At 60.3% G+C, this 23831-nt stretch carries 18 protein-coding genes and 5 pseudogenes; 16 read left to right on the forward strand and 7 right to left on the reverse strand.

Features of this window, described 5'->3' with window-relative positions:
- The first annotated feature begins 147 nt into the window (after positions 1-147).
- The 3 genes from cysJ (at position 148) to cysH (ending at position 4472) form a co-directional block, all read left to right on the forward strand.
- The gene (cysJ, locus tag ABOC21_RS04750; RefSeq protein WP_426812119.1) at positions 148-1947 is read left to right on the forward strand and encodes an NADPH-dependent assimilatory sulfite reductase flavoprotein subunit; all 1800 of its coding nucleotides are present in this window, start codon (positions 148-150) and stop codon (positions 1945-1947) included.
- On the forward strand, positions 1947-3659 hold the full coding sequence (gene cysI, locus ABOC21_RS04755; protein ID WP_426812120.1) for an assimilatory sulfite reductase (NADPH) hemoprotein subunit: 1713 nt from the start codon (positions 1947-1949) through the stop codon (positions 3657-3659). Before cysJ ends, cysI begins: the two co-directional genes overlap by 1 nt.
- Positions 3660-3737: 78 nt before the next feature.
- Complete coding sequence (cysH, locus tag ABOC21_RS04760; RefSeq protein WP_426812121.1) at positions 3738-4472, forward strand: phosphoadenosine phosphosulfate reductase; 735 nt, start codon at positions 3738-3740, stop codon at positions 4470-4472.
- A 116-nt stretch (positions 4473-4588) separates the two neighbouring features.
- On the opposite strand, the gene ABOC21_RS04765 is transcribed toward cysH, so the two are convergent.
- On the reverse strand, positions 4589-5632 hold the full coding sequence (locus ABOC21_RS04765) for an aminopeptidase (RefSeq protein ID WP_426812122.1): 1044 nt from the start codon (positions 5630-5632) through the stop codon (positions 4589-4591).
- Positions 5633-5879: 247 nt separating this feature from the next.
- Between ABOC21_RS04765 and cysG the strand changes: the two are divergent.
- The 11 genes and pseudogenes from cysG to ABOC21_RS04820 all read left to right on the forward strand — a co-directional run bounded on the left by cysG (position 5880) and on the right by ABOC21_RS04820 (position 14714).
- Positions 5880-7285 (forward strand): annotated as a pseudogene (gene cysG, locus ABOC21_RS04770) (siroheme synthase CysG).
- Between the two features lie 32 nt (positions 7286-7317).
- Positions 7318-8227 (forward strand): annotated as a pseudogene (gene cysD, locus ABOC21_RS04775) (sulfate adenylyltransferase subunit CysD).
- Positions 8228-8236: 9 nt separating this feature from the next.
- Positions 8237-9664, forward strand: a complete 1428-nt coding sequence (gene cysN / locus ABOC21_RS04780; protein ID WP_426812123.1) for a sulfate adenylyltransferase subunit CysN — start codon at positions 8237-8239, stop codon at positions 9662-9664.
- Positions 9664-10269: an adenylyl-sulfate kinase gene (cysC, locus tag ABOC21_RS04785; RefSeq protein ID WP_426812124.1), complete on the forward strand. Its 606-nt coding sequence runs from the start codon at positions 9664-9666 to the stop codon at positions 10267-10269. The genes cysN and cysC overlap by 1 nt, the downstream gene beginning before the upstream one ends.
- 48 nt (positions 10270-10317) lie before the next feature.
- Complete coding sequence (locus ABOC21_RS04790) at positions 10318-10644, forward strand: DUF3561 family protein (RefSeq protein WP_426812125.1); 327 nt, start codon at positions 10318-10320, stop codon at positions 10642-10644.
- A gap of 140 nt (positions 10645-10784) precedes the next feature.
- Positions 10785-11096, forward strand: a complete 312-nt coding sequence (gene ftsB, locus ABOC21_RS04795; protein WP_426812126.1) for a cell division protein FtsB — start codon at positions 10785-10787, stop codon at positions 11094-11096.
- Positions 11097-11116: 20 nt separating this feature from the next.
- Positions 11117-11827 carry a 2-C-methyl-D-erythritol 4-phosphate cytidylyltransferase gene (ispD, locus tag ABOC21_RS04800; RefSeq protein WP_426812127.1) on the forward strand — a complete coding sequence of 237 codons (711 nt, stop codon included), beginning with the start codon at positions 11117-11119 and terminating at the stop codon, positions 11825-11827.
- On the forward strand, positions 11827-12306 hold the full coding sequence (ispF, locus tag ABOC21_RS04805) for a 2-C-methyl-D-erythritol 2,4-cyclodiphosphate synthase (RefSeq protein ID WP_275049033.1): 480 nt from the start codon (positions 11827-11829) through the stop codon (positions 12304-12306). Before ispD ends, ispF begins: the two co-directional genes overlap by 1 nt.
- Positions 12303-13352, forward strand: coding sequence for a tRNA pseudouridine(13) synthase TruD (gene truD / locus ABOC21_RS04810; protein ID WP_426812128.1), 1050 nt, complete (start codon positions 12303-12305; stop codon positions 13350-13352). Before ispF ends, truD begins: the two co-directional genes overlap by 4 nt.
- The gene (gene surE / locus ABOC21_RS04815; protein ID WP_095098550.1) at positions 13333-14094 is read left to right on the forward strand and encodes a 5'/3'-nucleotidase SurE; all 762 of its coding nucleotides are present in this window, start codon (positions 13333-13335) and stop codon (positions 14092-14094) included. Before truD ends, surE begins: the two co-directional genes overlap by 20 nt.
- On the forward strand, positions 14088-14714 hold the full coding sequence (locus tag ABOC21_RS04820) for a protein-L-isoaspartate(D-aspartate) O-methyltransferase (RefSeq protein ID WP_426812129.1): 627 nt from the start codon (positions 14088-14090) through the stop codon (positions 14712-14714). The genes surE and ABOC21_RS04820 overlap by 7 nt, the downstream gene beginning before the upstream one ends.
- A gap of 102 nt (positions 14715-14816) precedes the next feature.
- Here the strand turns inward: ABOC21_RS04820 and ABOC21_RS04825 are convergent, their stop codons facing one another.
- Entirely contained in the window at positions 14817-14948 is a 132-nt protein-coding gene (locus ABOC21_RS04825) for a peptidase (protein WP_241723694.1), read from the reverse strand.
- On the opposite strand from ABOC21_RS04825, the gene nlpD reads away from it, so the two are divergent.
- Positions 14890-15966 (forward strand): murein hydrolase activator NlpD, encoded by a 1077-nt coding sequence (gene nlpD, locus ABOC21_RS04830; RefSeq protein WP_426812566.1) that lies wholly within the window; start codon positions 14890-14892, stop codon positions 15964-15966. The genes ABOC21_RS04825 and nlpD overlap by 59 nt on opposite strands.
- A gap of 145 nt (positions 15967-16111) precedes the next feature.
- A pseudogene (gene rpoS / locus ABOC21_RS04835) lies at positions 16112-17105 on the forward strand (RNA polymerase sigma factor RpoS).
- A 294-nt stretch (positions 17106-17399) separates the two neighbouring features.
- Here rpoS and mutS read toward each other — a convergent pair.
- From mutS to ABOC21_RS04860, 5 genes and pseudogenes are all read right to left on the reverse strand, one after another.
- Positions 17400-19963, reverse strand: a pseudogene (mutS, locus tag ABOC21_RS04840) (DNA mismatch repair protein MutS).
- Between the two features lie 184 nt (positions 19964-20147).
- Positions 20148-20927, reverse strand: coding sequence for a heme ABC transporter ATP-binding protein (locus tag ABOC21_RS04845; RefSeq protein WP_426812130.1), 780 nt, complete (start codon positions 20925-20927; stop codon positions 20148-20150).
- Positions 20920-21916: pseudogene (locus ABOC21_RS04850) on the reverse strand (FecCD family ABC transporter permease). Before ABOC21_RS04850 ends, ABOC21_RS04845 begins: the two are co-directional and overlap by 8 nt.
- Positions 21916-22734: a heme/hemin ABC transporter substrate-binding protein gene (locus ABOC21_RS04855; protein ID WP_426812131.1), complete on the reverse strand. Its 819-nt coding sequence runs from the start codon at positions 22732-22734 to the stop codon at positions 21916-21918. The pseudogene ABOC21_RS04850 and the gene ABOC21_RS04855 overlap by 1 nt, the downstream one beginning before the upstream one ends.
- The gene (locus tag ABOC21_RS04860) at positions 22731-23771 is read right to left on the reverse strand and encodes a hemin-degrading factor (RefSeq protein ID WP_426812132.1); all 1041 of its coding nucleotides are present in this window, start codon (positions 23769-23771) and stop codon (positions 22731-22733) included. Before ABOC21_RS04860 ends, ABOC21_RS04855 begins: the two co-directional genes overlap by 4 nt.
- Between the last annotated feature and the right edge of the window lie 60 nt (positions 23772-23831).

Here is a 23831-nt window from a genome sequence, read left to right on the forward strand (position 1 = left end):
TAAAACAGGTTAGTCCATTTGGTTATTTGTTATTTCCATCCCTTATTTAATTGTTACTATCTGCGCCGTTAACCTTACATTCTCTTCTGTTTTTGCCGCGCTGACAGGGTGCGAATAACAGCTTTGCTTACTGGAACATAACGACGCATGACGACACAGGTCCCACCTTCCAATTTGCTGCCGCTTAACCCGGAGCAAATGGCGCGCCTGCAGGCGGCCACGACAGACTTCACCCCGACCCAGCTTGCCTGGGTTTCCGGCTATTTTTGGGGCGTGCTGAATCAGCATTCCGGCGCGGCGGCTGCCGCTCCGGCCCAGGCGGCGGAAGTCCCGAGCATTACGCTGCTGTCCGCCTCGCAAACCGGCAACGCCCGTCGGGTGGCCGAAGCGCTGCGTGACGACCTCCAGGCAGCGCAGCTGAACGTTAAGTTGGTTAACGCGGGCGACTACAAATTCAAACAAATAGCCTCCGAAAAACTGCTGATCGTCGTGACCTCAACCCAGGGCGAAGGCGAGCCGCCGGAAGAAGCCGTCGCGCTGCATAAATTCCTGCTCTCGAAAAAAGCGCCGAAGCTCGAAGGCACCGCCTTCGCGGTCTTTGGTTTGGGCGATACCTCCTACGAATTCTTCTGCCAGTCGGGGAAAGATTTCGACAGCAGGCTGGCCGAGCTGGGCGGGGAGCGCCTGCTCGATCGCGTTGATGCCGACGTCGAATATCAGGGCGCAGCGGCCGAATGGCGCACCCGCGTGGTCGAAGTGCTGAAGGCCCGCGCGCCGGCGGCGACGCCGGCTCAGCTGGCGACGAGCGGCGCGGTTAATGACATTCACACCAGCCCCTATACTAAAGAAGCGCCGCTGACCGCGACGCTCTCGGTAAACCAAAAAATTACCGGCCGCGACTCCGGGAAAGACGTGCGCCATATTGAAATCGATCTTGGCGACTCCGGCCTGCGCTACCAGCCCGGCGACGCGCTGGGCGTCTGGTACCAGAACGATCCGGCGCTGGTTAAAGAGCTGGCCGAGTTGCTGTGGCTGAAGGGCGATGAGCCGGTTACCGTCGAAGGCAAAACCCTGCCGCTGGCGGAAGCGCTGGAGTGGCATTTCGAGTTAACGGTCAATACCGCTAACATCGTTGAGAATTACGCGACATTAACCCGCAGCGAAACGCTGCTGCCGCTGGTGGGCGATAAAGCGCAGCTGCAGCACTACGCGGCCACCACGCCGGTCGTCGATATGGTGCGCTTCTCTCCGGCGCAGCTGGAGGCCCAGGCGCTGATCGACCTGCTGCGCCCGCTCACGCCGCGCCTGTACTCGATCGCCTCCTCGCAGGCGGAAACGGAAAACGAAGTTCACGTAACCGTCGGCGTGGTGCGCTATGAGATCGAAGGCCGCGCGCGCGCCGGCGGCGCTTCCAGCTTCCTCGCCGATCGCGTGGAAGAAGATGGCGAAGTCCGCGTCTTTATCGAACACAATGATAACTTCCGCCTGCCTGCCAACCCGCAGACTCCGGTGATCATGATTGGCCCGGGCACCGGCATTGCGCCATTCCGCGCCTTCATGCAGCAGCGCGCGGCGGAAGGCGCCGAGGGCAAGAACTGGCTGTTCTTCGGCAACCCGCACTTTACGGAAGATTTCCTTTACCAGGTTGAGTGGCAAAGCTACGTCAAAGAGGGCGTACTGAGCCGCATCGATCTGGCCTGGTCCCGCGATCAACAACAAAAAGTCTATGTTCAGGACAAGCTGCGCGAGCAGGGGGCCGAACTGTGGCGCTGGATTAATGACGGTGCCCATATTTATGTCTGCGGCGACGCCAATCGCATGGCGAAAGACGTTGAGCGGACGCTGCTGGAAGTGATTGCCGAATTCGGCGCGATGGACGCCGAAGCGGCGGACGAATTTTTAAGTGAGCTGCGCGTTGAGCGCCGTTATCAGCGAGATGTCTACTAATGAGCGAAAAACATCCTGGACCGCTGGTGGTCGAAGGTAAACTGACCGACGCCGAGCGGATGAAGGTAGAGAGCAACTACCTGCGCGGCACCATCGCGGAAGACTTAAACGACCCCCTCACCGGCGGCTTTAAGGGCGATAACTTCCTGCTGATCCGTTTTCACGGCATGTACCAGCAGGATGACCGCGACATTCGCGCCGAACGTGCGGCGCAGAAGCTGGAGCCGCGTCATGCGATGCTGCTCCGCTGCCGCCTGCCGGGCGGGGTGATCACCACCAAACAGTGGCAGGCGATCGATAAGTTTGCCGCCGATAATACGATCTACGGCAGCATTCGTCTGACCAACCGTCAGACCTTCCAGTTCCACGGTATTCTGAAGAAGAACGTCAAGCCGGTGCACCAGATGCTGCACTCGGTGGGGCTGGACGCGCTGGCGACGGCCAACGATATGAACCGTAACGTGCTGTGCACCTCTAACCCGAACGAGTCTCAGCTCCATGCTGAAGCCTACGAGTGGGCGAAAAAGATCTCCGAGCACCTGCTGCCGCGCACCCGCGCCTACGCGGAGATCTGGCTCGATCAGAAGAAGGTGGCCACCACCGACGAAGAGCCGATCCTTGGCCAGACCTATCTGCCGCGTAAGTTCAAAACCACCGTGGTGATCCCGCCGCAGAACGATATCGATCTGCACGCCAACGACATGAACTTCGTGGCGATTGCCGAAAACGGCAAGCTGGTGGGCTTTAACCTGCTGGTCGGCGGCGGTCTGTCCATTGATCACGGCAACAAGAAAACTTACGCGCGCACTGCCAGCGAATTCGGCTATCTGCCGCTTGAGCACACTCTGGCCGTGGCGGAAGCGGTGGTCACCACCCAGCGCGACTGGGGCAATCGTACCGATCGTAAAAATGCGAAAACGAAATACACCCTGGAACGCGTTGGCGTTGACACCTTCAAGGCCGAAGTTGAGCGTCGTGCCGGCATTAAATTCGAGCCGATCCGTCCGTATGAGTTTACCGGTCGCGGCGATCGGATTGGCTGGATAAAAGGTATCGACAATAACTGGTACCTGACGCTGTTTATTGAAAACGGTCGTATCCTTGATTATCCGGGACGTCCGCTGAAAACCGGCCTGCTGAAGATTGCTAAGATCCATAAAGGCGAGTTCCGCATTACGGCCAACCAAAACCTGATTATTGCCGGCGTGCCGGAGGATCAGAAGGCGAAGATCGAAAAGCTGGCTCGCGATCACGGGTTGATGAATAGCGTCACCCCGCAGCGTGAAAACTCGATGGCCTGCGTCTCCTTCCCGACCTGCCCGCTGGCGATGGCCGAGGCGGAGCGCTTCCTGCCGTCGTTTATTGATAAGGTGGACGGCGTGATGAGCAAGCACGGCGTGAGCGAGGAGCATATCGTTACCCGCGTGACCGGCTGCCCGAACGGCTGCGGCCGCGCCCTGCTGGCGGAAGTCGGCCTCGTGGGTAAAGCGCCGGGCCGTTACAACCTGCATCTGGGCGGCAACCGCAGCGGAACGCGCATCCCGCGCATGTATCGCGAAAATATTACCGAGTCGGAAATTCTCGACTCGATAGACGAACTGGTCGGGCGCTGGGCGAAAGAGCGCGAAGCGGGTGAAGGCTTCGGTGACTTTACGGTGCGTGCGGGTATCGTGCGCCCGGTGCTCGATCCAGCCCGTGATTTCTGGGAATAAACGTCTTTATCCGCGCCTGACGATCCCCTACCCGTTGACGGGGAGGGGATAAGGCGCAGGGAAAATAACGAGGTAACTATGTCCGTACTCGATCTCAACGCGCTAAATGAACTGCCGAAAGTTGAACGCGTACTGCAGCTGGCGGAGACCAACGCGCAGCTGGAGAAGCTCAGCGCCGAAGAGCGCGTGGCGTGGGCGCTGGAAAACCTGCCCGGCGACTACGCGCTCTCTTCAAGCTTTGGTATTCAGGCGGCGGTTAGCCTGCATCTGGTTAACCAGATCCGTCCGGATATTCCGGTGATCCTCACCGATACCGGCTACCTGTTCCCGGAAACCTATCAGTTTATCGATGAGCTTACCGATAAGCTGCAGCTGAACCTGAAGGTTTACCGGGCGCAGACCAGTCCGGCCTGGCAGGAAGCCCGCTACGGCAAGCTGTGGGAGCAGGGCGTTGAGGGCATTGAGAAATACAATGACATCAACAAAGTCGAGCCGATGAACCGCGCTCTGCAGGAGCTGAATACCCATACCTGGTTTGCCGGCCTGCGCCGCGAACAGTCCGGCAGCCGGGCAACCCTGCCGGTGCTGGCGATTCAGCGTGGGGTATTTAAGGTGCTGCCGATTATCGACTGGGATAACCGCACCGTTTATCAGTATCTGCAGAAGCACGGCCTGAAATACCATCCGCTGTGGGATCAGGGATATCTCTCGGTGGGGGATACCCACACCACCCGCAAATGGGAGCCGGGGATGGCGGAGGAAGAGACGCGCTTCTTCGGCCTGAAGCGCGAGTGCGGGCTGCACGAGGGTTAGTAGATTACCGATAGATATTTTTGGGATCCCGGTAATACCGGGATTTTTATATTTATTGATGTTTTTGTGTTCCCCGCGTCAGGTCACGCGGGGATGTACCTTTTCCTGCAGGCCAGCTAGTCGCGCTTATCGGCCTTCGCCAGCTCTTTTACCAGCGGCAGCATCACCTTAACGACGTCGCGGCTGCGCCGCTCGATGCGGCCGGGCAGCGCCTTGTCGATATGCTGCTGATTATCCAGCTGCACGTTGTGCCAGCTGGAGCCGTCAGGGAAGGCGGGGGATTTTGCCCGCTGCTGGAAACCATCTTTCTTACCAAGCGACCAGTTGGTGGCTTCTACCGACAGCACCGGGATCCCGGCGCTGTCAAAAACGCTGGCGTCGTTACAGCAGCCGGTGCCCTGCGGATAGTCACGGTTCAGCCCTGGGTTACTGAAAGCGGCAACCCCTTTGCTACGCGCGATGGCCAGCGCCCGGTCGCGGGTGAGCTTGCGAATCGGCGCCGGCGTACTGCGGCCGCTATTAAAATAGAGCTTGTCGCCGACCACCAGGTTATCGAGGTTGATCACCAGCAGGGTGTTTTTCTTCTCCTCGTCGCTCATCCGCTTCAGCAGATTCTGCGCTCCGAGGCGCCCCTCCTCTTCACCGCTGGAAGCGATAAAGCGAATGCCGTAATGGGTGGGCACGTTCTTGAGTCGTTCGGCCAGCTCCAGCATCACGCCAAGGCCAAGGGCGTTGTCGTCGATCCCTTGCAGGGTCAGGCCGCCGAGGTTCTTTTCCACGTCGCTATCGCTCATGGGCGCGTAGGTGTCGAGGTGCGCCATGATGATGATCTGCTGGCGCGCCTTGCCCTCGTGGGCGGCGATTACCGTGCTGCCGGTAACGTTTTGCCAGTTCTGCCGCTGATTTTTGGTGGTGTAGATATAGCGCGTATGAAAGCTGCGGATATCGCTCTGGTAGCCCATCTGCGCGAACTGCTGACGCAGGTAGTCCGCCGACAGCATCTCTGCGGGCGAGCCGGTCATTCTTCCGGGGAAAACGGTCGCGATATGACGAGCCTGCGTATTGGCGGTTTCGCCCATAGCGCTAAAAGCCGGGGCGGAGAAGACAAAACCTGCGCCAAGCGCCAGTGGAAGCAGGCGGCGGCACAACGCGGAAAACATATGAGGGTCCTTACGGCAACATAACAATTTGACCCGCTTAGTATGAAACTGTGACCGAGCTTAAACAATTTCATTTGCTCTTAAATAGCGGAAAAGTCGCATGTTAAGCACTTTTTGAACTTTGCTTTCCCGGACCGTTATTCCTTTGAGTAACAACTCATTCCATTTCGTAATTTCATTTGCTCTAAGCGGCACCCTATAGTCGCACCATGACTGATTGTAAGCGAGTTGTTGCAACGTGGATTATTTGCCTCTATTTGCCGAACTAAAAGAGCGGCCGGTGCTGGTTATCGGCGGCGGCGAGATTGCCGAGCGCAAGATAATGTTTCTGCGTCGGGCAGGGGCGAAGGTGCAGGTTGTGGCCGCTGCGCTATCCGATGAGCTTGCGGAACAGGTCGAGCGCCGGGAAATCGCGTGGCGCGCGCAAGCGTTTCAGGAACAGCAGATCGACGACGTTTTCCTGGTGATTGCCGCCACCGAAGACGACGCGCTGAACCAGCGGGTTTCCGCCGCGGCGAACGCCCGCTTCCGTCTGGTTAACGTGGTGGACAATCAGCCGCTCTGCTCGGCGGTCTTTCCCTCCATTGTCGATCGTTCCCCGCTGCTGGTGGCGATCTTTTCCGGCGGATCGGCGCCGGTTCTGTCGCGGCTGATCCGCGAAAAAATTGAAGCGCTGCTGCCGACCAACCTCGGACGCGTTGCCGAAGCGGCAAGCTCCTGGCGGCAGCATATTAAAACCCATCTGACCACCACCGCGGCGCGGCGTCGTTTCTGGGAACGCGTTTTCAACGGCCGCTTTACCAGCCTGATGATTGCCGGCAACAGAGCCGCCGCGGACAAGGCGCTGGAAGATGAGCTCTATCAGCCGGAACAGCGTTTGGGCGAAATCATCCTTGTCGGCGCCGGGCCGGGTGACGCGGGGCTCCTTACCCTGCGCGGTCTGCAGGCGGTTCAGCGGGCGGACGTGGTGTTTTACGATCATCTGGTGACGCCGGAGATCCGCGAGCTGGTGCGCCGCGACGCGGAGATGATCTGCGTCGGTAAACGCGCCGGCGAGCATTCGGTACCGCAGCACGAAACCAATCGGATGCTGGTCGAGGCGGCGAAAGAGGGCAAAACGGTGGTGCGCCTGAAGGGCGGCGACCCGTTTATTTTCGGTCGCGGCGGCGAGGAGTGCAGGCGGCCGCTGCGGCGGGAATATCGTTTCAGGTTGTCCCCGGCGTAACCGCAGCCGCAGGGGCGACGGCCTATGCCGGGATCCCGCTGACCCACCGCGATTACGCGCAGAGCGTGACCTTCGTCACCGGCCACTACAAGGCGGACAGCGCGGCGTACGACTGGACGTTGCTGGCGCAGAGTCGGCAAACGCTGGCCATCTATATGGGCGCGATGAAGGCGGCGGAAATTAGCGCGCGGCTGATCGCCCACGGGCGCGACAGAAGCACGCCGGTGGCGGTTATCTCCCGCGGCACCCGCGCCGATCAGCAAACGACCATCGGCACGTTAGAACAACTGGAACAGCTGGCGAAAGACGCCCCGATGCCGGCCCTGCTGGTGGTGGGTGAGGTGGTGCAGCTACATCAGCAGCTCGCCTGGTTTCAACATACAACGAACGCAGAGGGCTTTGGCTCTTCTGTGGTCAATTTGGCTTAGGCCCGGCACAACAGGCCTTATAAGGAACGGTAATGGACCAAAAACGACTCACTCACCTGCGACAACTGGAGGCGGAAAGCATCCATATCATTCGCGAGGTGGCCGCCGAATTCTCCAATCCGGTGATGATGTACTCCATCGGTAAAGATTCCAGCGTGATGCTGCACCTGGCGCGTAAAGCGTTCTATCCGGGAACCCTGCCGTTCCCGCTGCTGCACGTGGATACCGGCTGGAAATTCCGTGAGATGTACGAGTTCCGTGACCGCACCGCGAAGGCCTACGGCTGCGAGCTGCTGGTGCACAAAAACCCGGAAGGGGTGGCGATGGGCATCAACCCGTTTGTCCACGGCAGCGCCAAGCACACCGACATCATGAAGACCGAAGGCCTCAAGCAGGCGCTGAACAAATATGGCTTCGATGCCGCGTTCGGCGGCGCCCGCCGCGACGAGGAGAAGTCCCGCGCCAAAGAGCGGATCTACTCCTTCCGCGATCGCTTCCACCGCTGGGATCCGAAAAACCAGCGCCCGGAGCTGTGGCACAACTACAACGGCCAGATTAACAAGGGCGAAAGCATTCGCGTGTTCCCGCTCTCCAACTGGACCGAGCTGGATATCTGGCAGTACATCTACCTGGAAAATATCGAAATCGTGCCGCTGTACCTGGCGGCAGAACGCCCGGTTCTCGAACGTGACGGCATGCTGATGATGATCGATGACGATCGTATCGACCTGCAGCCGGGCGAGGTGATCAAACGGCAGATGGTGCGTTTTCGTACCCTCGGCTGCTGGCCGCTGACCGGCGCGGTGGAGTCCAACGCGCAAACGCTGCCGGAAATTATTGAAGAGATGCTGGTCTCCACGACCAGCGAACGTCAGGGTCGCATGATTGACCGCGACCAGGCAGGCTCGATGGAGGCTGAAGAAACGTCAGGGGTATTTCTAAGGAGCCGCCATGAATACGACAATTGCACAACAAATTGCTGATGAAGGCGGCGTTGAAGCCTACCTGCACGCGCAGCAGCACAAAAGCCTGCTGCGTTTCCTGACCTGCGGCAGCGTCGATGACGGCAAAAGTACCCTGATTGGCCGCCTGCTGCACGATACCCGCCAGATTTATGAAGATCAGCTCTCATCGCTGCATAATGATAGCAAGCGTCACGGAACCCAGGGCGAGAAGCTGGATCTGGCGCTGCTGGTGGATGGCCTGCAGGCGGAGCGCGAGCAGGGCATCACCATCGACGTGGCCTACCGCTATTTCTCTACCGAAAAGCGCAAGTTTATTATTGCCGACACGCCGGGGCACGAGCAGTACACCCGCAATATGGCGACCGGCGCCTCGACCTGCGATCTGGCGATCCTGCTGATCGATGCGCGCAAAGGGGTGCTGGATCAGACCCGTCGTCACAGCTTTATTTCGACGCTGCTGGGCATTAAACACCTGGTGGTGGCGGTGAATAAAATGGACCTCGTGGCGTTCAGCGAAGAGCGCTTTAATCAGATTCGCGAAGAGTATCTGACCTTTGCCGAACAGCTGCCGGGCGACCTCGATATTCGCTTCGTGCCGCTTTCCGCGCTGGAAGGGGATAACGTTGCCAGCCAGAGCGACAAAATGGGCTGGTACAGCGGCCCGACGCTGCTGGAAGTGCTGGAAACCGTTGAGATCCATCGCCTGGTTGAAAGCCAGCCGCTGCGTTTCCCGGTGCAGTTTGTTAACCGTCCAAACCTCGATTTCCGCGGTTTCTCCGGCACCGTAGCCTCCGGCAAAGTGACGGTCGGCCAGCGACTGAAGGTGCTGCCGTCGGGTGTGGAATCGAGCGTGGCGCGCATCGTGACCTTTGACGGCGACCTGCCGGAGGCCGGCGCCGGGGAAGCGATTACTATCGTGCTGAAGGATGAGATTGATATCAGCCGCGGCGACCTGCTGGTCGATGCGCAGGCATCGCTGCCGGCCGTGCAGAGCGCCAGCATTGACGTGGTGTGGATGGCTGAACAGGCGCTCTCTGCGGGCCAGAGCTTTGATATCAAAATTGCCGGCAAGAAAACCCGCGCCCGCGTGGACGGCATTCGCTATCAGGTTGATATTAACAATCTGACCCAGCGGGAAGTGGAAGCGCTGCCGCTCAACGGCATCGGCCTCGTGGATTTGACCTTTGACGAGCCGCTGACGCTCGACAAATACCAGAACAACCCGGTGACCGGAGGACTTATTTTTATCGACCGCCTGTCGAACGTCACCGTCGGCGCCGGCATGGTGCGCGAGCCGCAGGAGCAGGCCCAGACGTCCGCTTCGTCGTTCAGCGCGTTTGAGCTGGAGCTCAACCAGCTTATCCGTAAGCATTTCCCGCACTGGGACGCGCGCGATCTGCTGGGAGGCAAGTAATGGCGCAGCATGACGAAAACGTCGTCTGGCATGCCCATCCGGTCACTCCGCAGCAGCGCGAGCAGCGCCACGGCCATCGCGGCGTGGTGCTGTGGTTTACCGGCCTCTCCGGCTCCGGTAAATCTACCGTTGCCGGCGCGCTGGAGGAGGCGCTCCAGCAGGCAGGCGTCAGCACCTATCTGCTGGACGGCGATAACGTTCGCCACGGCCTGTGCAGCGACCTGGGCTTTAGCGATGGCGATCGCAAAGAGAATATCCGCCGCGTGGGCGAAGTGGCGAAGCTGATGGTGGAGGCCGGGCTGGTGGTCCTGACGGCCTTTATCTCGCCGCACCGCGCCGAGCGCCAGACGGTACGCGAGCGCCTGGGGGAAGGGCGCTTTATCGAAGTGTTCGTCGATACGCCGCTGGCGATCTGCGAGGCGCGAGATCCAAAAGGGCTGTACAAGAAGGCGCGAGCGGGCGAACTACGCAATTTCACCGGGATTGACTCCGTGTACGAGGCACCGGAAAAGGCGGAAATTCATCTGGATGGTGAACAATTGGTAACAAATTTGGTGCACCAACTATTAGACCTGCTCAGACAGCGAGATATTATCAGATCCTGAAACGGTGGCGGCACTGAGATGCTGGTCGCCCGGTGAACAGGATTTGATATGCGCAATACCCAGAACCTCAGTATGATTCGTTCAGAACCACCTCCGGTGGCGAGTGACGAGACCACCTGGTCTTTGTCAGGCGCCGCCGTGGGATTTATCTCGTGGCTGCTGGCGCTGGGTATTCCCTTCCTTATCTATGGCAGCAATACGCTGTTTTTTCTTCTCTACACCTGGCCGTTCTTCCTTGCACTGATGCCGGTGGCCGTTGTGGTCGGTATTGCGCTGCATTCGTTGTTGAATGGTAAACTCCTCTATAGCTCGTGCGCGACGATTTTGGCGATCGGACTGATGTTCGGCCTGCTGTTTCTCTGGCTGCTGGGATAGTCCTTTTGGCGTATGAATCAAGCCTGGGTATCGACGACAAAAATGTGGTACAGTCCCCGCGTTACGCGGCATCGTCCGCGCGTCGGAGTAGAACGCTCGGGCGAGTTATCGGATGATGATGCCGTTTTTCAGGGGGCAGGATGGGTAAATTAACGCTGCTATTATTGGCTTTGCTGGTCTGGCTACAGTACTCGCTGTGGTTCGGTAAAAATGGTCTGCATGACTATAGTCGGGTTAATGACGATGTTTCCGCTCAGCAGGACACCAACAATAAATTAAAGGCGCGCAACGATCAGCTGTTTGCGGAAATCGACGACCTCAACGGTGGTCAGGAAGCGATCGAAGAACGCGCGCGCAACGAGCTAAGTATGACCCGCCCGGGTGAAACGTTTTATCGTCTGGTCCCGGATGCGTCTAAACGCAATCAGGGATCGGCGCAGAATAATCGCTAAATTAAGCCCAGGATTACGACATGGCAGCCACTTTTCCGGGCGTTTGCGCCGTGGTGCCGGCGGCCGGTTTTGGCCGTCGTATGCAAACGGAATGCCCGAAACAATATCTCTCAATCGGTAACAAAACGATTCTCGAGCACGCGGTTGCCGCGCTGCTGGCCAACGCCTGCGTCCAGCGCGTGGTGATTGCCGTCAGCCCCGGCGACGTCCGCTTTAGCCAGCTGCCGTTGGCTTCCCACCCGCAGATTACCGTCGTTGACGGCGGCAGCGAACGCGCCGACTCCGTTCTTGCTGGCCTCAAGGCGCTGCCCGATGCGCAGTGGGTGCTGGTGCATGACGCCGCGCGTCCGTGCCTGCATCAGGACGATCTCACCCGCCTGCTGGCGCTGCGTGAAACCAGCCGCGTTGGCGGCATCCTTGCGGCGCCGGTTCGCGATACCATGAAACGGGCCGAACCCGGCAAAGTCGCCATTGCCCATACCGTCGATCGCAACGACCTGTGGCACGCGCTGACGCCGCAGTTTTTCCCGCGTGAATTACTCTTTGACTGCCTGATGCGGGCGCTCAACGAAGGCGCGACCATCACCGACGAAGCGTCGGCGTTGGAATTTTGCGGCCTCCATCCAGAACTGGTGGCCGGACGCGCGGATAATATTAAAGTGACGCGCCCGGAAGACCTGGCGCTGGCAGAATTTTACCTTACCCGTTCCCGACACCAGGAGAAGGCTTAATGCGAATTGGACATGGTTTTGACGTACACGCTTTTGGCGGTGAAGGCCCAATCATTATTGGCGGGGTGCGAATTCCCTACGAGAAGGGGCTGCTGGCCCACTCCGATGGCGACGTCGCGCTGCACGCGCTGACCGATGCTCTGCTGGGGGCTGCGGCGCTGGGGGACATTGGTAAGCTGTTCCCGGACACCGATCCGGCCTTCAAAGGCGCCGACAGCCGCGCGCTGCTGCGCGAAGCCTGGCGCCGGATTCAGGCCAAGGGCTATACCCTCGGCAACGTTGACGTCACCATCATTGCCCAGGCGCCCAAAATGCTGCCGCATATTCCGCAGATGCGCGTTTTCATCGCCGAAGATCTGGGCTGCCATATGGACGACGTCAACGTGAAGGCGACGACCACCGAAAAGCTCGGCTTTACCGGCCGCGGCGAAGGCATTGCCTGTGAAGCGGTGGCGCTGCTGCGTAAGGCGGCGCAATGATCGCCTTCAACGAACTCACCTGGCTGCACGGTAAACCACTGGGGCAGGGGCTGCTGAAAGCCAGCCCGGAAGACTTCATGGTGGTAGAAGACCTCGGCTTTGCGCCCGACGGCGAAGGTGAGCACGTGCTGGTGCGGATCCTCAAAAAGGAGTGCAACACGCGCTTTGTCGCTGACGCGCTGGCGAAATTCCTTAAAATTCACGCCCGGGAAGTCAGCTTTGCCGGGCAGAAGGACAAACACGCGGTGACCGAACAGTGGCTCTGCGCCCGGGTGCCGGGTAAAGAGATGCCTGACCTCAGCAAATTTCAGCTCGAAGGCTGCCAGGTGCTGGAGTACGCGCGCCATAAGCGCAAGCTGCGCCTCGGCGCGCTGAAGGGCAATCACTTCACCCTGGTCTTGCGCGAAGTCAGCCATCGTGATGACGTCGAGCAGCGCCTGCAGGCCATTGCTGCGGGCGGCGTGCCGAACTACTTTGGCGCTCAGCGCTTTGGGATTGGCGGCAGCAACCTGCTGGGCGCGCTGCGCTGGGCCGAGAGCGGAGCCCCGGTGCGCGACCGAAATAAACGCAGTTTTTGGCTCTCGGCGGCGCGCAGCGGCTTGTTTAATCAGCAGGTCAGTATTAGATTAAAAAAAACAGAATTTAATCAGGTTGTTGATGGCGATGCGCTACAATTAGCGGGGCGTGGCAGCTGGTTTGTCGCCGCGCCTGAAGAGCTGGCGGAGCTGCAGGGGCGGGTTGATCGCCGCGAGCTGCTGATTACCGCTGCGCTGCCGGGGAGCGGCGACTGGGGTAGCCAACGCGATGCGCTGGCCGCCGAACGGGCGGCGGTGGCCGACGAGACGCAACTCCAGGCGCTGCTGATGCGGGAAAAAGTAGAAGCCGCGCGCCGGGCGATGCTGCTCTATCCGCAGCAGATGCGCTGGAACTGGTGGGATGACGTAACCGTTGAACTGCGTTTCTGGCTGCCAGCGGGCAGCTTCGCCACCAGCGTGGTAAGGGAACTTATCAACACAACGGGTGACTATGCGAATATTGCTGAGTAACGATGACGGGATACATGCGCCGGGCATTCAGACCCTGGCGAAGGCCTTACGGGAATTCGCTGAGGTCCAGGTTGTCGCACCCGATCGTAACCGCAGCGGCGCATCGAACTCCCTGACGCTGGAGTCCTCTCTACGCACCTTCACTTTTGACAATGGCGATATCGCCGTCCAGATGGGCACCCCGACGGACTGCGTCTATCTCGGCGTTAACGCCCTGATGCGCCCCCGTCCGGATATCGTGGTTTCCGGTATTAACGCCGGGCCGAATCTTGGCGATGACGTTATCTACTCCGGCACCGTAGCCGCCGCGATGGAGGGACGTCACCTCGGCTTTCCGGCGCTGGCCGTTTCGCTAAATGGCCATCAGCATTACGCCACCGCGGCGGCCATCACCTGCACCATTCTGCGCGCGCTCAGCCGCGAGCCGCTGCGCACCGGGCGCATTCTCAATATCAACGTCCCCGATCTGCCCCTTGAGCAGATTAAAGGCATCCGCGTGACCCGCTGCGGCAGCCGCCATCCGGCCGATCAGGTGATCCCGCAGAAAGATCCGCGCGGCAATACCCTGTACTGGATTGGCCCGCCGGGCGAGAAGCACGATGCCGGGCCCGATACCGACTTTGCGGCGGTGGATGAAGGCTACGTGTCGGTGACGCCGCTGCACGTTGATTTAACCGCCCACCAGGCCCATGAAGTGGTCACCGACTGGCTCGAACGCGTCGGGGTAGACAGCCAATGGTAAGTAAACGTGTTGAAAGCCTGCTGAATCAGCTCCGTACTCAGGGCATCGTCGACGAGCGCGTGCTCGAAGCGATTGCGCTGGTGCCGCGGGAAAAGTTTGTCGATGAGGCCTTCGAACATAAGGCGTGGGAAAATACCGCGCTGCCGATTGGCCAGGGGCAAACCATTTCGCAGCCCTATATGGTGGCGCGAATGACGGAGCTTCTGACGCTGACGCCGGAGTCCCGGGTGCTGGAAATTGGCACCGGCTCGGGCTATCAGACGGCGATCCTGGCGCAGCTGGTGCACCACGTCTGCTCGGTGGAGCGAATTAAGAGCCTGCAGTGGCATGCGCGGCGTCGCCTTAAACAACTTGATTTACATAATGTTTCAACCCGTCACGGCGATGGATGGCAGGGTTGGAAGGCGCGAGCGCCTTTTGATGCGATTATCGTCACCGCCGCGCCGCCGGAAATTCCGCCGGCGCTGCTGGCGCAGCTGGATGAGGGTGGCGTACTGGTTTTACCGGTAGGTGAAGAGCATCAGTTTCTGAAACGGATCCGTCGTCGCGGTAATGAGTTTGTGATTGATACCGTCGAAGCCGTTCGCTTCGTTCCCCTGGTCCAGGGCGAGCTGGCGTGAGACCCGGATTATTCCAGGTTTTTTTTGCCTGATTTTAGGCGTAGGGTGGACACATTTTCAGTGTCCTGGCCGGGCGTTGCCCGGTAAGCAAGATATTGGTAGTTAACCTATTCCTGGGGGATAAATGAGCGCGGGAAGCCCAAAATTTACCTTAAGCCGTATTGCGGCACTATCGCTGGTTTCACTCTGGCTGGCAGGCTGTTCGAATACGAATAATCCGCCTGCGCCGGTCAGTTCGGCTGGAGGCGCCTCCTCCTCCGGGACCAGCTCCGGGATGCTGATTACCCCGCCGGCGAAAACGGGCGTTTCCGCCGTGCCTCAGGTGCAGCCGGTTCAGACCCGGCCGACGCAAATTCAGCCGATGGCCCAGCAGCCGGTAGCCCAGCAGCCGCTGCAGACCGTGAACGGCAGGATCGTTTACAACCGCAAATATGGCGATATTCCGAAAGGTAGCTACACCGGCGGCAGCACCTACACCGTCAAACGCGGCGACACGCTGTTCTATATTGCCTGGGTGACCGGCAACGATTTCCGCGACCTTGCTGAACGCAATAATATCCCGGCGCCATACGCCCTGAACGTTGGTCAGACGCTGCAGGTCGGCAACTCCGCAGGCCAGCCAATCACCGGCGATAACGCCGTGGCGCAGGCCAGCGCTCGGGCCAGCGGAGGTGCGACGGAGGCCTCACATCCTGCACAAAAATCAACCGCAGTGGTTGCGTCGCAACCAACTATTACGTATTCTGAATCCTCAGGTGAACAGAATGCTAATAAGATGTTGCCGAATAATAAGCCAGCGACCACGGTCGTTGCGCCGGTTACGGCACCAGCTATCAGCAGCAACCAACCGACTGCAAGCAGCACGTCAACCAGTTCGCCGATCTCTTCATGGCGCTGGCCGACTGATGGCAAGGTTATCGAGAACTTTAGCGGCGCCGAGGGCGGTAATAAAGGCATCGATATTGCAGGCAGTAAAGGACAGGCTATCGTCGCGACCGCTGATGGACGCGTCGTCTATGCCGGTAACGCGCTGCGCGGTTACGGTAATCTAATTATCATCAAACACAACGATGATTACCTGAGTGCCTACGCTCACAACGATACTATGCTGGTCCGGGAGCAGCAGGAAATTAAAGCGGGGCAGAAAATTGCTACCATGGGTAGCACCGGAACCAGCTCGACAAGATTGCATTTTGAAATTCGTTACAAGGGGAAATCCGTCAACCCGCTGCAGTATTTACCGCAGCGATAATTTGGCGAAGTACGCATAAGCATAACGTCACTTAAAAGGCGCCGGGGCGGTGCTCTGTATTAGGGCTAAAAACCTGTCCTGGCGACGTTTGAAGGATATTTAGCGAAGGTGCTTTGCTCAGGGATCACGGGTAGGAGCCATCTTTATGAGTCAGAATACGCTGAAAGTTCATGATTTAAATGAAGACGCGGAATTTGATGAGAACGGAGTTGAGGCTTTCGACGAGAAAGCCTTAGTAGAAGAGGAACCCAGTGATAGCGATCTGGCCGAGGAAGATCTCCTGTCGCAAGGCGCAACGCAGCGCGTGCTTGATGCGACTCAGCCTCTATCTTGGTGAGATTGGTTATTCCCCGCTGCTGACGGCTGAAGAAGAGGTCTACTTCGCCCGACGCGCGTTGCGTGGTGATGTTGCTTCACGCCGCCGGATGATAGAAAGCAACCTGCGTCTGGTGGTAAAAATTGCCCGTCGTTATAGCAATCGTGGTCTGGCGCTGCTGGATCTGATTGAAGAGGGCAACCTGGGGCTGATCCGCGCGGTTGAAAAGTTTGATCCGGAACGTGGGTTCCGTTTTTCGACTTATGCGACCTGGTGGATCCGTCAAACGATTGAACGGGCGATCATGAACCAAACCCGTACTATTCGTTTACCTATCCATATTGTTAAAGAGCTGAACGTCTATCTGCGTACCGCGCGTGAGTTGTCCCACAAGCTGGACCATGAGCCGAGCGCGGAAGAGATTGCCGAACAGCTGGATAAGCCGGTTGATGACGTTAGCCGTATGCTGCGTCTGAACGAGCGCATCACCTCGGTGGATACTCCGCTGGGCGGTGACTCGGAAAAAGCGCTGCTGGATATTCTGGCCGATGAAAAAGATAACGGCCCGGAAGACACCACGCAGGACGATGACATGAAACAAAGCATCGTCAAATGGCTGTTCGAACTGAACGCCAAGCAGCGTGAAGTCCTGGCGCGCCGTTTTGGCCTGCTGGGCTATGAAGCCGCTACGCTTGAAGATGTAGGCCGTGAAATTGGCCTGACCCGCGAACGCGTGCGTCAGATCCAGGTTGAAGGCCTGCGCCGCCTGCGGGAAATCCTGCAGGGTCAGGGGCTGAACATCGAAGCGCTATTCCGCGAATAAGACATTTCATAAAAAAGGCCCGATCGTGCGATTGGGCCTTTTCCTTTTTTAGCCAGCTAACTCTACCCCTGCCAGGTCTCCTGCAGGTGGCGCCATAAAATCCTGTCATCCTCCAGCCTGAACACCACCGTTGACCAGCGCACCGTCGCCGCCTGACCGGGAAGCGTCTGCGTTTCGCGATAGAGAACCGCCGCGCCGCCGCGCCAGCGGGCAAGCTCCGTGAGGCGATCAATAGCGATCTTCAGGCCAGGGCGGCTGCCGCCCGGGAATGATGTTCACAGACGAAGGAGGCCGTTACGCCAGGCTCTTCAGTCGATAAATCCACTCTAGCGCCTGACGCGGCGTCAGCGTATCGGGGTCAAGATGCTCCAGCGCTTCGAGGGCCGGGGAGGTCTCTTCCGAAGCCGACAGCAGCGACATCTGCGTGCCGTCAACCTGGGTTGCCGCCGCGTTGGGCGAAATGCTCTCCAGTTCGCGCAGCTTCTGCCGCGCGCGCTTGATCACCTCTTTCGGCACCCCCGCCAGTGCCGCGACCGCCAGGCCGTAGCTTTTGCTTGCCGCGCCGTCCTGAACGCTGTGCATAAAGGCGATGGTGTCGCCGTGCTCCAGCGCGTCCAGATGCACGTTAGCCACTCCTTCCATTTTCTCCGGCAGCTGGGTGAGCTCGAAGTAGTGGGTGGCAAACAGCGTCAGCGCTTTTATCTTATTCGCCAGGTTCTCGGCGCAGGCCCACGCCAGCGACAGGCCGTCGTAGGTTGAGGTGCCGCGGCCGATTTCGTCCATCAGCACCAGGCTGTGCTCGGTGGCGTTATGCAGAATATTGGCGGTTTCGGTCATTTCCACCATAAAGGTTGAGCGGCCGCTTGCCAGATCGTCCGCCGCGCCGACGCGGGTGAAGATGCGGTCAATGGGGCCGATGTCGACCTTTTGTGCCGGAACGTAGCTGCCGATCCACGCCAGCAGCGCAATCAGCGCGGTCTGGCGCATATAGGTACTTTTACCGCCCATGTTCGGGCCGGTAATAATCAGCATCCGGCGCTGCGGCGACAGGGCCAGCGGGTTGGCGATAAACGGCTCTTTTAGCACCTGTTCCACCACCGGATGGCGGCCTTCGACAATGCGGATGCCCGGCTTATCGCTAAAGGTCGGGCAGCAGTAGTTGAGGGTTTCGGCGCGCTCGGCGAGGTTAATCAGCACGTCCAGCTCCGCCAGCGCGCTGGCGCTCTGCAGCAGGTCGGCAAGATGCGGCAGCAGCATATCAAACAGGCGATCGTAGAGCTGTTTCTCCAGCGCCAGCGCCTTGCCTTTCGAGGTCAGCACCTTGTCTTCATACTCCTTGAGCTCGGGAATAATGTAGCGCTCGGCGTTTTTCAAGGTCTGGCGACGGACGTAGTGAATCGGCGCGTGCTGGCTTTGGCCGCGGCTGATTTGAATGTAGTAGCCGTGGACCGCGTTGTAGCCCACTTTCAGCGTATCCAGCCCCAGCCGTTCGCGTTCGCGCAGCTCGAGCTTATCGAGATAGTCCGTGGCGCCATCGGCCAGCGCGCGCCACTCGTCGAGCTCTTCGTTATAGCCCGGGGCAATCACGCCGCCGTCGCGCACCAGTACCGGAGGCGCGTCGATAATCGCTTTTTCCAGCAGCTCGCGCAGCTCGGCGAACTCGCCCATTTTATCGCGCAGCTGCTGCACCGGGGCGCAGGGGACGTCGGCCAGCATGTCGCGCAGCGCCGGCAGTCTGCTGGAAGGCATGGCGCATGCGGGCTAAATCCCGCGGCCGCGCGGTGCGCAGCGCCAGGCGCGCCAGAATACGCTCCAGATCGCCGACCTGACGCAGCACCGGCTGCAGCTCGCCATAGCGTTCCTGCAGGGCGCCGATGGTCTGCTGGCGCTCGATCAGCACCGCGGAATTGCGCAGCGGCATATGCAGCCAGCGTTTAAGCATCCGGCTGCCCATCGGGGTGACGGTGCAGTCGAGCACCGAGGCGAGGGTATTGTCGGTGCCGCCGGCCAGGTTCTGGGTGATCTCAAGGTTACGGCGGGTGGCGGCGTCCATAATGATGCTGTCCTGCTCGCGCTCCATGGTGATCGAGCGGATATGCGGCAGGGAGGTGCGCTGGGTATCCTTGACGTACTGCAGCAGGCAGCCCGCCGCGCACAGGCCGCGCGGGGCGTTTTCGACCCCGAAGCCCACCAGGTCGCGGGTGCCGAACTGTAAATTTAGCTGCTGGCGGGCGGTGTCGATTTCAAACTCCCACAGCGGGCGACGGCGCAGGCCGCGGCGGCCTTCAATCAGCGCCGCTTCGGCAAAATCTTCGGCATACAGCAGGCTCTGCCGGGTTGGTGCGCTGCAGCTCCGCCGCCATGGTTTCGCGATCCGCCGGCTCGCTGAGGCGAAAACGCCCGGAGCTGATGTCCAGCGTCGCATAGCCGAAGCCTTTGCTGTCCTGCCAGATGGCGGCCAGCAGATTATCCTGGCGCTCCTGCAGCAGCGCTTCATCGCTGATGGTGCCGGGCGTGACGATGCGTACCACTTTGCGTTCGACCGGCCCTTTGGTGGTGGCCGGATCGCCAATCTGTTCGCAAATCGCCACCGACTCGCCCTGATTCACCAGCTTCGCGAGGTAGTTTTCCACCGCATGATGCGGGATCCCGGCCATCGGGATCGGCTCGCCCGCCGAGGCGCCGCGTTTGGTCAGCGAGATATCCAGCAGCTGCGAAGCGCGTTTAGCGTCGTCATAGAACAGCTCGTAAAAGTCGCCCATGCGGTAGAACAGCAGGATCTCCGGATGCTGCGCTTTCAGCTTTAGATACTGCTGCATCATCGGGGTGTGGGCGTCGAGATTGTCGATTGTACTCATAGAAAGTTATCCAGCTCCCTGGGTTTTAATGGGTTGCGATCTTTTTTGTTTTCGTTGGTATCACATTGGAGAGACATCATAACGGAGATACGACTTTCAGGGAAAGTGACGAAACGAGATGCAGCGATCCGCGTTCCAGTTGCTAAAGCGGGTAGCGCGGACGATCGCGCTACCCGCGGCGGGATTAGGGCGCCAGATAGACCTGCGGGATCGCGTGGTCGGGGTGCTGGCCGGTGCGCACGTCGGCGCCGTACCAGCGGCTGATGATCGGCTGCTGTATCACCTCATGCGGCGTGCCTTCCGCCACCAGCTTCCCCTGGTGCATCAACAGGATATGGTCGGCCCACAGCGCGGCGAGGTTAAGATCGTGCAGCACGATGCAGACGTGCAGCAGGCCGCTGCGGGTCAGCCGTTTCAGCAGACGCAGCAGGTGCTGCTGATAGTAAAGATCCAGCGCCGAGGTCGGCTCATCAAGAAACAGCCAGCCCTGCGGAGCGTCGTCGCGCCACAGCTGGGCGAGGCAGCGGGCCAGCTGCACCCGCTGCTGCTCGCCGCCGGAGAGCGAAGGGTAGCGCCTGCCGGCCAGATGGTCGCAGCCGGTCTCCGCCATCACCCTGCGCACGGTCTGCAGTTCGGGGGTTTTGCCCCACGGCGAGCGCCCCATGGCGATCACCGTCTCAACGGGCCAGTCGGCGTGCAGCTGGGTACGCTGCAGCATCACCGCCCGGCGGCGGGAGAGCGCCTCCGGCGTCCAGCTTTCCAGCGGCCGGCCCTCCACGATCCGTTCGCCGCTGTCGGGGGTTAAAAAGCCGGTCAGCAGGCGGAGCAGGGTCGATTTGCCCGCACCGTTCGGGCCAATCAGCGCCGTCATTCCGGCCGCGCTCAGCTGCAGAGAAATATCGTCAATCAGCAGGCGTTGGCCGACGCGCAGCGACAGCGAGCGGGCGAGATAGCTGTTATCCATTGATCGTCCTCTGCTGGCGGAAAATAAGCCATAAAAACCACGGCGCGCCGAGCATGCTGGTCAGCAGGCCGACCGGCATTTCGGCGGGCGCGGCGACGGTGCGGGCGAGGGTATCGGCGAGGAGCAGTAAAATCGCGCCGGCGAGCAGCGAGCCGGGGACCAGGCCGCGATGGTCCGGCCCCAGCCACAACCGCATCAGATGCGGAACCACCAGGCCAATAAAGCCGATCACTCCGCTGATGGCGACTGATGCCGCCACCAGCAGCGCGCTGCACAGCAGCAGAAGCCGCTGCAGCGCCCGGACGTTAACCCCAAGATAGTGCGCTTCCTCGTCGCCGAGCTGCAGTAAATTGAGGCGCGAGGCCATCAACCATACCGCCGCCGACGCCGGGACCATCAGCGTGGCCGCCACCAGCAGCGTAGACCACTCCGCCTGGCCGAGGCTGCCCATTCCCCACAGGGAAAGCTGGCGCAGGCTGGGTATCGTTGCTTATCCACGCCAGCGCGCCCACCAGCGCGCTGCATAGCGCGTTGATGGCAATCCCGACCAGCAGCAGGCGCGACAGCGAGCCGTCGCCGGCCCGGCTGAGGATAAAAATCACCACCATAACCGCCATGCTGCCGATAAAGGCCGCCAGCATCGGCGCATACAGCGCCACCAGTACCGGCACCGACAGCGGCAGCACCAGCCAGCAGGCCACCGCCAGCGCCGCGCCGCTGCTGATCCCCAGCAGCCCCGGGTCGGCGAGCGGGTTGCGAAACAGCCCCTGCATCACGCAGCCGGAGAGCGCCAGCGCGGCGCCTACCAGCAGCGCCAGCAGCACGCGAGGCAGACGGATCGTCAGCCAGATATGGCGCAGCACTTCATCGCCGGACGGCCACAGGCTGGCGAGCGGCAGACGCATCGCCCCGAGGGTGGTGGCGAACAGCGTCAGCCCTGCCAGCAGCAACAGCATTAGCCACAGAGTACGGGCGGGAGCAGCACGCATCAGGGCAGCTGCTCCGCTTTTTGCCGCAGCGTGATGATCGCCTGCGGCGTGCGTGGGCCAAACCCGAGCAACGCCATATCATCAATCACCAGCACCTGCTTATGGCGGCCCGCCGGGGTTTGCGCGAGGCCGGGAAGTTTCCACAGGCCCGCTTCGCCCCCTATGCCCTTAAGCCCGTCGGCGGAAATCACCACCAGATCCGGCAGGCTGGCGACCACACCCTCCTGGGACATGCTGCGGTAGTGGTCGAAGTCCTGCATCGCATTCTGCAGGCCGGCGGCGCGGATCGCGCCATCGGCCGCCGTCTGCTTCCCGGCGACCAGGGTGCTCATCCCGCCGTGGCTGAGAATAAACAGCACCCGCTTGTTAAGCGGCCGGGTGGGGATCTGCGCGATCTGCTGGTGCAGCTTCTGCAGCAGCGCATCGCCCTGTTCCTGTTTGCCTAAGGCCTCGGCAATCGTGGCGACCTTTTTATCAATTGACGCCAGGCTGTAGCCCCCCGGCACGTCAATAACCTTCACGCTGCTTTCCTGCACCTTTTTTAGCACCAGCGAAGGCTGGGCCTGGGCGCTGGCCAGCACGAGGGTTGGGCGCAGCGAGAGGATCCCTTCGGCGTTGAGCTGGCGCAGATAGCCGACGTCCGGCAGCGACTGCGCCTCGGCGGGCCAGGTGCTGGTGCTGTCTTTGGCGACCAGCTGCTGCTGGGCATCGAGGGCGTAAACCACTTCGGTGACGTCGCCGCCGAGGGTGATGATGCGTTCGACGGCGGCGCTGGCAAACAGCGGCAAGGCCGTCAGCAGTACGAGCCAGCGCTTCATGCGGTCTGTCCTTCCGTCGTCAGACGGTCAACCTGGCTGCGCCACTGCTCCTGCTCCGGGTGGCCTTCGCTGCGCTGGCCGAAGAGCTGGGCGATCTGCGTGCCATCTTTGGCGAACAGCTCGACGCTGGTGACGTGACCGTCAGCGGTCGGCTTGCGAGTCACCCAGATCTCATCCACGCTGTCTTCGCGCAGGTGCAGCGTAAAGGTGCTATTGAAAATATTGAGCCAGCCGCGCATCGGCAGCAGCTTTTCGAGCGCGCCGGTAAAAATTTGCACGCAGCCGCGGTTGCCAACGAAAATCATAATTTCGTTGCCCTCTTCGCGAACGGTGCCCAGCAGGCGCGGCAGGGCATCGTTTTCAATGCGGCAGGCGAGGTCGTCGCTCACCGCCCGGAAAGCCTGCTGGCGCGACAGATTATGCTTTCTCAGCAGGACGAAGAACTGGTGCACGTCGGTCATCGCGCGCCACTCGCTCTCCAGCGCGGCGGCGTCGACGGTATCGGCATATTTTGCGATCTCCGCCGGACGAATTTCCAGCGGCGTTGGTTCGCTTTGGGTATGCTCAGCGATCAGCGCGTCCCAGGCGACCATATCGGTTTGCTCGATGGCGTAGACCTTCAGCAGCGCGTCGCCGTGGTGATCGAAGAACTGAATGCTCTGACGATCGTTATCGGTCAGATGGAACGCGCTGGCCCACTGGCTGAGAAACAGGCGCAGATCGAGGGCCCGCGGGTTGAGCACCAGCCCGGCGTGGCCGGTGAGGTGCTGGTTGGTAAATTCGCCGACCTGCTCGTGTACCGCGTATTCGTTGCGGCAAATGCACTTTGTTTCGCCGACCGCTTCCAGCGCGGCCAGAATCGCGCGCGCGTCGTCCTGCAAACGCACGGCATCGTAGCCGAGGCGGGCTTCGGTCAGTTCGGCTTCGCTAATCCCCATTTCGGTGGCGATATCGCGGGCGTATTTGGCGGAAGATTGCGCTTTAGTGGTCAGGTAGCGCTGCCACAGCGGGGCATGTTGATGTTGAGCGTCTTGCATAATTCACATCCTTCTCTACGATGAGTATCCCCGGCACGATGGCCGGGGGCAGGTTTCTTA

Origin of the sequence: Klebsiella sp. WOUb02 (genome assembly GCF_050058015.1) — a bacterium.
Classification (GTDB): domain Bacteria; phylum Pseudomonadota; class Gammaproteobacteria; order Enterobacterales; family Enterobacteriaceae; genus Klebsiella.

Excerpts from the sequence above, each read along its gene's own strand:
- ABOC21_RS04855 (WP_426812131.1), bottom strand. The coding sequence starts at position 22,734 with ATGAAGCGCTGGCTCGTACTGCTGACGGCCTTGCCGCTGTTTGCCAGC.
- truD (WP_426812128.1), top strand. The coding sequence starts at position 12,303 with ATGATCGCCTTCAACGAACTCACCTGGCTGCACGGTAAACCACTGGGG.
- ispF (WP_275049033.1), top strand. The coding sequence starts at position 11,827 with ATGCGAATTGGACATGGTTTTGACGTACACGCTTTTGGCGGTGAAGGC.
- surE (WP_095098550.1), top strand. The coding sequence starts at position 13,333 with ATGCGAATATTGCTGAGTAACGATGACGGGATACATGCGCCGGGCATT.
- ispD (WP_426812127.1), top strand. The coding sequence starts at position 11,117 with ATGGCAGCCACTTTTCCGGGCGTTTGCGCCGTGGTGCCGGCGGCCGGT.
- ABOC21_RS04845 (WP_426812130.1), bottom strand. The coding sequence starts at position 20,927 with ATGGATAACAGCTATCTCGCCCGCTCGCTGTCGCTGCGCGTCGGCCAA.
- ABOC21_RS04860 (WP_426812132.1), bottom strand. The coding sequence starts at position 23,771 with ATGCAAGACGCTCAACATCAACATGCCCCGCTGTGGCAGCGCTACCTG.
- cysN (WP_426812123.1), top strand. The coding sequence starts at position 8,237 with ATGAATACGACAATTGCACAACAAATTGCTGATGAAGGCGGCGTTGAA.
- ABOC21_RS04790 (WP_426812125.1), top strand. The coding sequence starts at position 10,318 with ATGCGCAATACCCAGAACCTCAGTATGATTCGTTCAGAACCACCTCCG.
- cysI (WP_426812120.1), top strand. The coding sequence starts at position 1,947 with ATGAGCGAAAAACATCCTGGACCGCTGGTGGTCGAAGGTAAACTGACC.
- cysJ (WP_426812119.1), top strand. The coding sequence starts at position 148 with ATGACGACACAGGTCCCACCTTCCAATTTGCTGCCGCTTAACCCGGAG.
- cysC (WP_426812124.1), top strand. The coding sequence starts at position 9,664 with ATGGCGCAGCATGACGAAAACGTCGTCTGGCATGCCCATCCGGTCACT.
- ftsB (WP_426812126.1), top strand. The coding sequence starts at position 10,785 with ATGGGTAAATTAACGCTGCTATTATTGGCTTTGCTGGTCTGGCTACAG.
- ABOC21_RS04765 (WP_426812122.1), bottom strand. The coding sequence starts at position 5,632 with ATGTTTTCCGCGTTGTGCCGCCGCCTGCTTCCACTGGCGCTTGGCGCA.
- ABOC21_RS04820 (WP_426812129.1), top strand. The coding sequence starts at position 14,088 with ATGGTAAGTAAACGTGTTGAAAGCCTGCTGAATCAGCTCCGTACTCAG.
- cysH (WP_426812121.1), top strand. The coding sequence starts at position 3,738 with ATGTCCGTACTCGATCTCAACGCGCTAAATGAACTGCCGAAAGTTGAA.